Source organism: Microcoleus sp. LEGE 07076 (assembly GCF_015207455.1).
GTDB lineage: Bacteria > Cyanobacteriota > Cyanobacteriia > Cyanobacteriales > Microcoleaceae > Microcoleus.
On record NZ_JADEWV010000187.1, the window covers coordinates 1 to 11,348 of the forward strand.

At 44.1% G+C, this 11,348-nt stretch carries 12 protein-coding genes and 3 pseudogenes; 4 read left to right on the forward strand and 11 right to left on the reverse strand.

Going from position 1 to position 11,348, the window contains the following annotated elements:
* Positions 1-514: 514 nt before the first annotated feature.
* The 3 genes and pseudogenes from IQ270_RS23540 to IQ270_RS23550 form a co-directional block, all read right to left on the reverse strand.
* Positions 515-910: a HEPN domain-containing protein gene (locus IQ270_RS23540; RefSeq protein WP_193975621.1), complete on the reverse strand. Its 396-nt coding sequence runs from the start codon at positions 908-910 to the stop codon at positions 515-517.
* Complete coding sequence (locus tag IQ270_RS23545) at positions 907-1,242, reverse strand: nucleotidyltransferase domain-containing protein (RefSeq protein ID WP_193975622.1); 336 nt, start codon at positions 1,240-1,242, stop codon at positions 907-909. Before IQ270_RS23545 ends, IQ270_RS23540 begins: the two co-directional genes overlap by 4 nt.
* Before the next feature lie 75 nt (positions 1,243-1,317).
* Positions 1,318-2,617 (reverse strand): annotated as a pseudogene (locus IQ270_RS23550) (RNA-guided endonuclease InsQ/TnpB family protein).
* Positions 2,618-2,728: 111 nt separating this feature from the next.
* Between IQ270_RS23550 and IQ270_RS23555 the strand changes: the two are divergent.
* The 3 genes from IQ270_RS23555 (at position 2,729) to IQ270_RS31375 (ending at position 4,380) form a co-directional block, all read left to right on the forward strand.
* Entirely contained in the window at positions 2,729-3,112 is a 384-nt protein-coding gene (locus IQ270_RS23555) for a hypothetical protein (protein WP_228056629.1), read from the forward strand.
* A gap of 125 nt (positions 3,113-3,237) precedes the next feature.
* Positions 3,238-3,420, forward strand: a complete 183-nt coding sequence (locus tag IQ270_RS32405) for a transposase family protein (protein WP_339384292.1) — start codon at positions 3,238-3,240, stop codon at positions 3,418-3,420.
* Between the two features lie 207 nt (positions 3,421-3,627).
* Entirely contained in the window at positions 3,628-4,380 is a 753-nt protein-coding gene (locus IQ270_RS31375; protein ID WP_339384293.1) for an ISL3 family transposase, read from the forward strand.
* Between the two features lie 198 nt (positions 4,381-4,578).
* Here IQ270_RS31375 and IQ270_RS23565 read toward each other — a convergent pair whose 3' ends face one another.
* The 7 genes and pseudogenes from IQ270_RS23565 to tnpA all read right to left on the reverse strand — a co-directional run bounded on the left by IQ270_RS23565 (position 4,579) and on the right by tnpA (position 10,097).
* Positions 4,579-6,753 carry a diguanylate cyclase gene (locus IQ270_RS23565; protein WP_228056630.1) on the reverse strand — a complete coding sequence of 725 codons (2,175 nt, stop codon included), beginning with the start codon at positions 6,751-6,753 and terminating at the stop codon, positions 4,579-4,581.
* Positions 6,750-7,358 (reverse strand): chemotaxis protein CheC, encoded by a 609-nt coding sequence (locus tag IQ270_RS23570; RefSeq protein WP_193975623.1) that lies wholly within the window; start codon positions 7,356-7,358, stop codon positions 6,750-6,752. Before IQ270_RS23570 ends, IQ270_RS23565 begins: the two co-directional genes overlap by 4 nt.
* Positions 7,355-7,732 (reverse strand): response regulator, encoded by a 378-nt coding sequence (locus IQ270_RS23575; protein ID WP_193975624.1) that lies wholly within the window; start codon positions 7,730-7,732, stop codon positions 7,355-7,357. Before IQ270_RS23575 ends, IQ270_RS23570 begins: the two co-directional genes overlap by 4 nt.
* 239 nt (positions 7,733-7,971) lie before the next feature.
* Complete coding sequence (locus IQ270_RS23580) at positions 7,972-8,502, reverse strand: tetratricopeptide repeat protein (RefSeq protein WP_193975625.1); 531 nt, start codon at positions 8,500-8,502, stop codon at positions 7,972-7,974.
* Between the two features lie 272 nt (positions 8,503-8,774).
* Positions 8,775-9,131, reverse strand: coding sequence for a 50S ribosomal protein L20 (gene rplT / locus IQ270_RS23585; protein WP_006634165.1), 357 nt, complete (start codon positions 9,129-9,131; stop codon positions 8,775-8,777).
* Between the two features lie 20 nt (positions 9,132-9,151).
* The gene (gene rpmI, locus IQ270_RS23590; RefSeq protein ID WP_096830688.1) at positions 9,152-9,349 is read right to left on the reverse strand and encodes a 50S ribosomal protein L35; all 198 of its coding nucleotides are present in this window, start codon (positions 9,347-9,349) and stop codon (positions 9,152-9,154) included.
* Positions 9,350-9,697: 348 nt separating this feature from the next.
* Positions 9,698-10,097: pseudogene (tnpA, locus tag IQ270_RS23595) on the reverse strand (IS200/IS605 family transposase).
* A gap of 357 nt (positions 10,098-10,454) precedes the next feature.
* Here tnpA and IQ270_RS23600 point away from each other — a divergent pair.
* Positions 10,455-10,607: a hypothetical protein gene (locus IQ270_RS23600; protein WP_193975626.1), complete on the forward strand. Its 153-nt coding sequence runs from the start codon at positions 10,455-10,457 to the stop codon at positions 10,605-10,607.
* A gap of 361 nt (positions 10,608-10,968) precedes the next feature.
* Here the strand turns inward: IQ270_RS23600 and IQ270_RS23605 are convergent.
* Positions 10,969-11,348: pseudogene (locus tag IQ270_RS23605) on the reverse strand (hypothetical protein); the annotation flags it as partial.

Genomic DNA, 11,348 nt, shown 5'->3' on the forward strand with positions numbered 1-11,348 from the left:
ATCAACACTAAATTAAAGCTATTAAAAAGGTGTGGTTTTGGATTTAGAAATCTGAAGAATTTTGAAATACGAGCATTACTCTTTTGGCATTTTCCTAAAAAATTAGCACAATAAGTACGGAAGAGCCGGTTTGACTAGCATTGAGGGGTCGATAGCTTCGCGTTCAGCAGCGAATGCTTGCCAGAGGGGGGGCGATATCCTTTGCGTCGGTTGCGGTGGCTAGACGGTGGCTGTAAGGGGCGATCGGGGCGATCGGCATAGTTGTGGCTGTCATAGTTTTTGGGGAGTGAATTTGCTCCGAAGGTGAAAGCCTTCTATTGTGTATTGGGATTTCGCGGGGTATTTTTACGCAAAATCAAAGTTTTTATAATAAAAGTTAATATATAGGACTCAAAGAGGGAGGCCCAGAAACCGGGTTTTTTGCGAAAATACTGAATCGCTGTGTTGAATCTGCTGAAAAACCCGGTTTCTTTAGTTGGCGAGTGCAGGAGTGGAAAGCAGGCTATCTACTCAATCAAGGAGAGGATGGAGGAATAGAATCAATATTTGCCAAAGCAAAGTTGAGCATTTCTTCTGCCCGATCTATTGTTTGCACTGCGTCTGTTTGTGAGATTTGTATATCAGCGTTATAGTCAGCTTCTAATCGAGTTTTTTGAGCATCTATTAGGTAACGATGGAACTGCACCGGAACCCGCCCCGAACGAGCAAATTTTTGACCGAAACCGGCGATGACAGCGGAGTGGCGAGAATAAGATAATTTCTCTGACTCTAAAAATGCAGTGACTGTGTAAAACATCACATAATAAGCGCGGGAAGCGGCAGAATCAAAAAAGCCTTGGTCACATAAAACCCGTGCAGCCTGCAAAGTTCTATCAGCTTTATCAAGTAACCTTTGTTGCTCTAGGTTCATATTGGGACTCCTTCGCGACGGATATTGCGAAAGAAACCGCTTTCATACTCTTGGTACTTCTGAAGGGTGGCAAACATACAGCTAATCACGACGGTATGCTCTAAGCATATATCGGCAATCAAAACAGAAATACGATCGCTTTCTTGGGAGTAATTGAAGGGTTCTTTGAGAAGGATTAATATATCAATATCGGAGTCCGGTCTAGCATCGCCTCTGGCTTGGGAACCATAGAGAATGATTCGGATTAACTGTTCGCCATAAAGATTTTCTAATCCCTGGCGGATTTGGGCAATAATTTCTTTGAGTAGAACATTGATCGTTGAAGTTGGCATAGTTGTTTATAAGCCAATCGATGATGTTTTTAGCTAAGATGTTGGCAATATAGCTTGTAAAAGTATAGTCATCTATTACATGACATGGGAGGCATCAAGTCCCTCCCCTTTCTTTTTTACTTCAAGCGGATTAACCCGCCTCGGCCCAAGTACGCAGCTCTCTATCAAGAGAGCTAAAAGCATTTGGGACTGCTTTTCTCAAGATATTATAATATCCATTAACATCAGCGTTAATTAATCGACCGCTCGATGTTTTGTACAATCCTCTCTTAATTCGTTTACCGCAAAACTTGACACGATCGGCATCATTCTCCCCGCAAACAGGAATCGGGTCTAAATTCAGGAAACTGGATCTAGAAGTATACGATTCTTCCTGCACCATCACTCTTATTCCCACCAATGCAGCCTTATATTCCAACATCTCAATCAATCGAGCATGAGGAACTGTTACGAAGTTCTGATTAGTTTGTTTCCCTAAATTTATCTCGTTTTTCCATTGTACATTTTTACCAATTACCAGAGTTCCCATCTTTCGTTCTCTTAAAATATTAATGATGTCACGACTGGCATGGTGTAAGTAATTATCGATTTTCTGGTTTCGACAACGAGTTAGGCGTTGAATCCGTGATGAAGTTTTACGCAGACCTTTTAACTGAGATTGTAACTGTGCTTTACGTTTGTTGTAGAATTGATTAATTGATTTCAATGGTCGCCCGTTAATCAGCAGAGGGGTAAAGCCCGGCTGATTTGAAGTTAACGCCATTAAATTATTCAATCCTAAATCAATACTAGCTATTAATTCTTTTTGGTTTTCATCCACGGTGGACTCCGGTTCACTTCGACTACGCTCAGCACAGGCATTGTAAATTACCTCAATTACATAGCAATCGCATTTGGGAATCAATCTAACTTGACAAATCTGCTCTTGTTCTATCTTAGTTTTAATTAAAATATTAGTCCCGGAAAGCTTGATAATTCCTTTCTTTAGTTGCTGGCGACTAATCGCCTGAATTGTATAGACGAGAATATTCCGACCCTTAACTTTATCTTTGTACTTTGGTAATTTCGGGCGACCCGTGAATTTCGTGGGTTCTCTTTTGTAAGCTTTGACTGCTTCAAAAAAAGACTTCCAATTCTTGTCCAATATCATTAATATTTGTTGACTTACCTTGGCTGGTAATTCCTTATATGCTTGATGAGACTTCATTAAATGGTTCATTTCGTTGTAATTTATATAACCCCATCCATAGACAAAACTCTGACGAATAATGTAGTTAGCGGCGTTGTACAAATTTTTCGATTTAAAGGCTAATCCGTCTATTTCAACAAAACGATTCTCGGTGGATTTAATGATGTGTCTCTCTGCTAGTTGCATTCAGACTCTCCATTTTTTAACGATCACAATAATTCTATCAGTTGACCCTTATGACTATATGATACTACCATTGTTTACTACTGCTTACAAACTTAATAAAGTTTTATAATAGTGGCAAATGATGCTCGCAGTCGTCCGGCTCAACTTACCAAAACTTTACAGGGGCGATGTCATTGGGTAAAACCTGAAAAGCAAGCTGCCATCGCTCACCACCTGACGCTCAAAATTGGTTCCTTAGTAGAGGTGTACGCGCCCGATCGCCAAGACGTTAACGGCCGATTGGGGCGCATTCAGTCAGTCGGGGAGAAAACTGCCACTGTGTGGATGCGACACATCCCTACTATTACCATGCAGTTATACACCTTCAAGCACTCGGCTCTCACTGTTGTACCGCTAGACAATCAACCGGGACTTCAAGAAATTTGCGATCGCATCTCCCTGCTCTTTGAATCAGGGAACCTCCGCTCTTCTGTACTTGTTGTGCTAAGATGTTAGTTAAGTGTTGATAAAAGTTGTGCGAACAAAATAAATCATGAAAAGATTAATGACAAATATTCTAGATTTACCCGGTGTCATAGTAGAAGACTACAAGCAAATAGGAGCGACATTGATTTTAGTTAGTGGTAAAATCAGAAAACAAAACATCAAAATGCCCTCTATGCAATCAATCTAGCCATCATTTACATCAAAATTATAGGGATTTAGTTAGAGACTTGCCGATAGGTAATAAAGAAGTAATGCTGAGAGTAAATCGACGCAAATTCAAATGGGAAAGTTGTCACAAACCTTTTGATGAAAGCTGAGATTTTGTCAAAAAGAAGAAAATTTTTACGAATAGAATAGATATGTACAAAGTATTACTGAACAACTTGTTCATAGTGACATTAATAACGTGGCTATAAACAATAAATTAATTAACAGAAGAAGAAGTTTGGTCAATGGTGAAAAATGTGACGAATAAAATATTACCTGTTTAGCTAAAAAACTTACACAAATTCGGCATAGATGAAATTAGTCTAGTAAAAAGGCAAGGAAAATTTAGAGTTGTATTAGTAGATTTATCAACACATAAATTAATCGGCTTAGTTGCCGAGAGAAAACAAGAAGCAATCAAAGAAAAGATGCTTGAATGGGGAGAAAAAGTCTTAAACCAGAGCGAAGAAGTAAGTATGGATATGACGGGTAATTATAAGTCATTAGTCAAAAAGCTTTGTCCGAATGCTGATGTAACAGTAGATAGATTTCATGTGACCAAAATGATTCATGAGGAATTAAATCAGGCGAGAATTGAGCAAAAAAAGGCAGCATCATCGCTAAAAGCGAAAGAAAAAGCTAAATTATTGGATAGTTTAAAAGGCAGTAAATATACATTGTTGAAAGCCGAAAATAACTTATCTGACAAAGATAAAGTAAAATTAAAACAAGTAAAAGATGCTTCACTAAGAGTAGGAGCTATGCACACTTTAAAAGAAGATTTTCACTCTTTATTTGAAAAAAGCAATAATTTGGGTGGCGGGATATTAGAATTAACAGATTGGTTAAAAAAAGCACAACCATACTATCAAAAAAGTGTCGAAAAAATCAAAAGATGGTTGGGAGAGATTGTGGGCTATTTTGAATCAAGAACGACAAATGGGATAGTAGAGGGAATCAACACTAAATTAAAGCTATTAAAAAGGTGTGGTTTTGGATTTAGAAATCTGAAGAATTTTGAAATACGAGCATTACTCTTTTGGCATTTTCCTAAAAAATTAGCACAATAAGTACGGAAGAGCCTATTTCCGCGTTAAGCTGTTGCGGCATTTAAATTTTATGTAAAAAACAATAAAACAATGAGTGGCCCGTTGCTCTGAGCATCGCCCTGAATATGCAATGTTTATTTGTGCGACAGCTTATGACCAGTGTCTATTCCGAATTTATAAATATTGACAGAAGTCAAGCGCTTGTGGGTGAGGGGAAATTTAGTGTTGCGCCTGTGAAAACTCAACCGGGTGCACAGGAGTGCCTGTGCCGTTGGTCTTGGCAGAGGTCGGGTCTGGTTGGTAAACTTGGATGCGATCGCGCCCAAGTCCTTTAGCTTCATAGAGCGCTCGATCTGCGGAGGCAATCAAAATCGAGGCTGCCGATTCAAATGCAGGAACCATACTCGCTACACCCAGACTGACAGTAACGTACTGGCTCACCTGAGAACCAGCGTGAGGAAGCTGCAAAGCTGCTATTTTGAGCTGTATGTGTTCGGCTACTCGCACGGCTCCTTGAATGTCGGTATTCGGCAAAATCACAGCAAATTCTTCACCTCCGTAGCGAGCTACTAAATCGGAGGGGCGATCGACTGCATTGCCGATTGCGCCGGCGACTTGCCGCAAACATTCGTCTCCCCCAGGATGCCCGTAGGTATCGTTATAACTTTTAAAAGAATCAATATCGCACAGAATCAGCGACAGAGGCGTTTGTTCCCGCGCTTGTCTGCGCCACTCGATTTCTAGATACTGATCGAATCGGCGACGGTTTGCTAGCTGAGTGAGCGCGTCCAAAGTAGCTAAGCGCTCTAACTTGAGGTTTGCCGCTTGCAACTGCTGGTAGAGTTCTGCTTGCTTGATCGCGATCGCCAACTGGGTCGCCAGAGAAGACAGCAAGTCAACTTCCAACTGCATCCACTGTCGGGGACGACACTGGTGGGCCATCAGCAGCCCCCACAACTCGTCTCCTTGCACCAAGGGCACTACTAAATAAGCTCTGACATCAAATTGTGCGAGCAAGTCGATTTGATTTGCTGGCAAATCTGCAGCCGAGACATCGGCGACGGGTCGGATCGCCCGATGTTGGTACGCTTCAAGATAGAACTCGTCAAAACAGAAATTTTCCAGGGTTTCTCCCAGCATCGGCTTGCAGTTGGGAGCTACAGATTCCACTGTCACCGCCCCGGTCGCAGGTGCGGCGCAGACAGTGCCGGTACAGGGGTTGAAGCGGACGATCATGACTCGATCGGCTTGAAGGAACTGGCGCACTTCTGTCACAGTCGTGCTAAGCACTTCGCCCAAATCCAGAGACTGGCGGATGTGCTGAGTAATTGTCGCCATCAGCAGTTCCCGTTCGTTTTGCTGCCGCAGCGTTTCTTCTGCCCGCTTGTACTCTGTAATATCTTGGGCCGTGCCGAAAATTTGTTTGGGATCGCCTGATGCTGTACGGGCGAACACTTGGTCGCGGCAGCGAAACCATCGCCATTCGCCCGATCGATGTTTTAGTCGGTACTCCAACTCCAAAATGCTGCCGTCTTGAACCTTGGGAAATTTTTGCAGGTGCACCGACACCTTCTCTAAATCTTCTGGGTACACCAAACTGGAAAACAAAGCCGTTTCCATCTGTAAAATTTCTTCGGGATGGTAGCCCAGCAATTTAAAAGCTTGACCGTTGACGTAGACATTACGCTGTTCGGTCAAATCATTGATGTAGAGCAAATAAGGTGCCGCGTCTGCAATCTGCTGGATGAAATGTTGGCTCGATCGCAATTCTTCCTCCACCCGCTGCCGCACTTCCACTTCTTCCAAAGCTTGATCCCGCATTGTGCGGTAAGCTTGGATACGGTGAGTGAGGTCGGTCACGTCTTGAATCACCAACAGGGCGTAAAACGATTGGCAGTTTGATGTCACAAAGAAGTCGTTAGGCGAAAGTGAACTCCGAAAAGTTGAGGGCGCGATCGGACCAACAGCTTCTGTTTGTTCCACCATAACTTCTGGTTCCAACTCCACAGTCGATTGAACCAAGCCGGCAATGTCCAGTTCGGCAACCCCCGGTGAAAGTGCAGGGACAGCCGTCACAGTAGTTTGCTGGATGCGCTGCTGGCCGTCTTGCCAAGTTGCCGGAATCAGGTGCTTGTGAATTTGAGAAGAAAAGATGGTTGGCGGGCCTCCTGCAAAGATTTGCTGGAAGCGAGTAGCGTACTTGAGCTGGCTCAGGTGAGGAAAATGAGTTGTGATCTTGGTTCCCAACATTTGGTGGCGAGGAATCTTCGTCCAATCTTCGAGACAGGCATTCCAAAACAGCACCACAAAATCATCTCGCAGCAAGCAGGCGCCGACTGGTACGCTGTCGAGAACTCCAAATTTTTCCTCAATAGTTTTGCTTTCTTGGATCATAGACCCCCGGCAAGTTGATTGATTGCAGCCAACAATGCGTCAAAGGAACTGACATTGAAAATGAGGATGATATCTCCTTCAACGTGGAGCTTTTCAATAATGAAACGGGTCTGGGCTAATAAGACAACTGTATCAGTAGTCAAACCGCCAGATATCAGCAAATTAGCGATCGTCCCTTCCATGTAATTGGGAATTGAGTAGTTCAGGCGCTGCTGAAGTACGTTGCTGATTGCACCCATGACCCCGTTGATCACAATATTTCCCACTTCACTGAGCGTACCAATTTTGACTGAATCGAGGTCGTGAGTTCCCACTTCTTCCCCCGTAAGCATGGTCACTAGAGCGGCTGCACTGTTGGTGGGAAAGACTAACTGGGCAATGCCTCCAAAGGAGCCTGTAAATTTGAGCTGGACGGCGGCGATTTGTTCGCCGCTGAGGTGATCTTCTAATTGTGTTTGCACGTCGGTGGGAGACAGGATTTGGAGGTAGGGGATTTGCAAGCGAATGGGAGATTCGATCATGTCGTTCAAAATCCCCGCAGCTTGACCGATCCCGATGTTGACGAGTTCCTGCAAAGCATCGAGCTGTCGAGCGCTTAATTTCATTGGGTGCTCTCCTCGCTAGCACTGAGAGCTTTTTTGATCCACCCGATCAGTTCGTCTGAGTTGGGCATTTTGTGTATGACTGCTAGGGCTCCGAGTTCCATGCACTCGGATTTGGTGGTTGCTTGAATGTCTGCGGTAATCACGATGACTGGAATTTTATATCCTCGATCGCGCATGGCTTGCAGGACTTCCCGACCTTCCATTTCCGGCATCAGCAGATCTAAGAGCATACAGTTTGGGGTCTTAGTGGCCAGCAGTTCTAGAGCTTCCGGGCCGCTCGATGCTTCCCAAGTCTCGTATCCTTCTGCCCGCAGGATTTTGCAGATTACCCTGCGAGTCAACCACGAATCTTCGACCACGAGAATAGATGTCACTACGTTCTCCTCCTTCAATTGTTTTGGACTGACCGGCTTTGCAGGTACTGCTTTTATCTTGACAGTAGTTTAAACTGCTGGGACGGTGCGCGATCGAGCGCTCGGCCGAATTCCTGTTCTTAAAAGCTAACGCATTAAGGTGTGCGATAGTTTAGTATCTTTGAGTCAGGGAATAAAAAACCTGGTTTCCGAGTGAAACCAGGTTTGCGGGTTCTGTATTTCTCCGTCGGCACCAGCGCTCAATTGTAGATTACCAAACGCTTCCTCAGAGACTCTACTCGCCCTTTAGCAGTGGCATTATCTGGATCGCAGGCGAGAGCTTGTTCGTACATTTCCAACGCTTGAGCTGTTAATTTCTTGCGCTCGTAGGCGTGACCCAGATTATTGAGAGATGTAACGTATTCTGGCTGCAACTTCAGGGATTCTTTGTAATTGCGGATCGCGATGTCGTACTGCTCTTGGCCGAAGTGTGCAAAACCTAGGGCGTTGTAAATGACCGCTTGATTTTCTTCGCCTTCTAAGTCTTTAGCTTTCAGAGCTTTTTGAAACAGTACGATCGCCTGGGAGTAAAGCTTCTTATCTACATAGATACTTCCTAACTCATAATATTCCTGTGCTGTTCCTTTTTCTGCGGTCAGCTTATTTTCTAAGCGTTCCAGAGACATTTCCAGTTTCCTAGTTTTAAGAATCTGGCGAACAATAAGCCACGAACTGCTCCCAAGTATAGCGAGCAGAACTGACAGGTAAACAATCAGCAAATTACTATCCATGTTTTTTTTTATTTAGGTAGGTCTGTGGAAGGTTTTATTTATTTTAAAGCTCTAGCAATCTCAGAGATTTGCTTCTGCAACTGTATAAAAAACACGAAAATGGCGATCGAGCCAGCGCGATCGCAATTTCTGAAAAAGCAAGAATCCAGAAGTAAGAACAAAGAAGGAAAGTTAGTCTCAATCTCCTAAATTTCTCAGGAGTTTTCCTTCTTTGGCAGATAGCTAAATCTTTCCTACTTCCGCCTTCTTCCGGCTCCAAACCGATCGAGCTTTCACGCTCCGGCTCGATTTGCCATTTCCACAACTTTACCGAAAGTTGCCGGGTCAATTATCGCCATTTGTGCCAGCATTTTGCGGTTGATTTCGATATTCGCTTTCTTCATGTTGCCGATCAGCCTGCTGTAGCTCGTGCCGTGTTGGCGCGATGCAGCATTGATCCGAGCTATCCACAGGCGGCGGAAATCGCGTTTGCGTTTTTTACGATCGCGATAACCGTTACGCAGCGCCTGCATCACCCGCTGGTTAGCTGTGCGGAACTGTTTCGACTGTGCGCCTCGGAAACCCTTAGCTAATTTGAGAATTTTTTTGCGGCGCGCTCTGGCGACATTACCGCGTTTTACCCGTGTCATCTTTCAATTTCCGTTAAACTTTACAAGTATGGAAGCATTAACCGCACATTAGCGTCATTTGTCTCGTCAATGACGACCAATTTAGACAAGCGGCTCTTGCGGGCTGAACTTTTGTGAGATAGCAAGTGGCTTTTGTAAGCTTTGCGGCGCACAATTTTACCTGTGCCGGTCGCTCTAAAGCGCTTTGCGGCAGCTTTGCGAGTTTTGAGTTTGGGCATGGATTGGTGTTATTTGGACACAAGCTTCAACTGTATCACGTTTGTGGTAGTTTCTGCAACGGAGATTTGCGGGGTTCGATCGGAATGGGCTCACTTGCTTGCTATTGGCTGTGTTCATAGGCGAGCCGTTGCAATCTCGGCATGGAGTTCGAGCCGCATGATTTAAAAGCAGCAGCTAATTGATACTCCCCAGCCCGCTTCGGGACTAGGAATCTTGCCAGTCTTAAGTATAACTGCCTGGAATAATAGATTCCACAGTTGGCAAGCTTATTGGACTCCTCGCAAATAAACTCTAAGACAGATTTAAGTTGCTCATTTGGGCTGATTAAAACTTGTTGACATCCATAATTAGACATTTTTATGATTCTCAATGTACTGTTTAACCACTGAAATAGGCGCACCACCAACAGTTGAAATAAAGTAGCTATTAGTCCACAGCGTTGGTAATCGGCTTTTGAGCCAAGGAAACTCTTGACGGAGATATCGAGATGAGCGCCCTTTGATGTATCGAATCTGTTTGGAAATCCCAAATTGAGGGTCGCATTCGACTAAAAGATGGACATGATCTGGCATCACCTTTATTTCGATTAATTCACTATTGAATTCAACTGCAACTCAAGCGCAATATTTCCTTTAAACGGGCATCAACACCATTGACCAAAACTTGGCGACGATACTTTGGACACCAAACGACATGGTATTTGCACGAGTACACAACATTTTTATTTGACTTGTAGTTAATGCTCATAATATAGTTAGACAGCATTGACCTGTATATTACAGTGCTTCGGTATTAAGATTTGTTAAATACTGAAGGCGATTGAAACCGCTGCCGACTTGTCCCCATGTCGGTAGCCCGGGGCCCGGCGGGTTCGCTCTTCGGTCAAAGAAGCACGGTGTCAGTTTTGGAAAAGCCAATACCGTCTTTGGTAATGTGCCGACAATTATTTTTGATGTCAATGAAAATAGTTCAGTGGGTTAGAGGCGAGAGATGATTGTTGGGTAGTCCCTAAACAATCCTTTGCTATTGATTTTTTTCATCCAACGTTCTAATACCATTCGCATTATCAGGACCCGTTTACCGCTCAAACGAAGCGTGAAGATTATGAGCAAAACGCCTATTGATGACTCACACAATTCAGATGACAAACTGCTACGTGAGTACCGCTTTCATAGTAAAAATTTCAATCCCAACCGCTTTGCCACTCGAAGTAGAAAGCAACTCCTAAAAGTTGTGGTTTTAGAGCGAGATATATAGCCTTTCGAACTCTGATATGAGGTATCGCTGGCCTGCTTGGCACCTCATGTTACGCTCGAAAGGCTATACTTGAGATTTTATATTTTAGAGGATGTTTGAAAAGTTTTGGGCTAAGATAATTCCCGACTACACAAAATTTCGTCTCGACAGGGGGGGAAGAGCGCAAAATCAGGAGTTTGAAACCCACGCAGGTCGGTTGAGCTTGGTACTGCCACGACTATGGCCAGGAATAGTATAAATTTAGACTTTACAAACATCCTCTAAGCTGTTGCGGATTTAAATTGTACATTCGGCGTGATGCTCAAAGCCCGCATCACTTGATTTGATTGTTTATTGACAGACAATTTAAATGGATAACAGCTTAAGGTGCTGCCGCCGCCCTGCGGTTAGCAACAATCAGATTAGCTTGATACTCGGCAGCTTTTTGCTGAGCCTTTGAATAGTTCGGGCTAGTTGACGGCACAGATTTCATCAGCCCAACCGCTTTCTGCCACTCGCTTGCTACTGCGATCCACTCATTTTGAGATTGAGCCGTCTGGGCCAAAATTGCTGCCTGCTGAGCTTTGTTAACAGCTTCCCTCCAAGAGTCGGGCTCAGGGGCAACGGCTTTTGGTGCACCAGAGCCTGCCTTGGGCGCTGGAGATGCTGGTGTAGCTTTGGGTGCTGGAGATGTTGGAGTCCCGCTTGGGGAGGCAGCAGCAGTGGGAGCTGCTTTTGGTAAACCAGAGGCTGCCTGTGGGG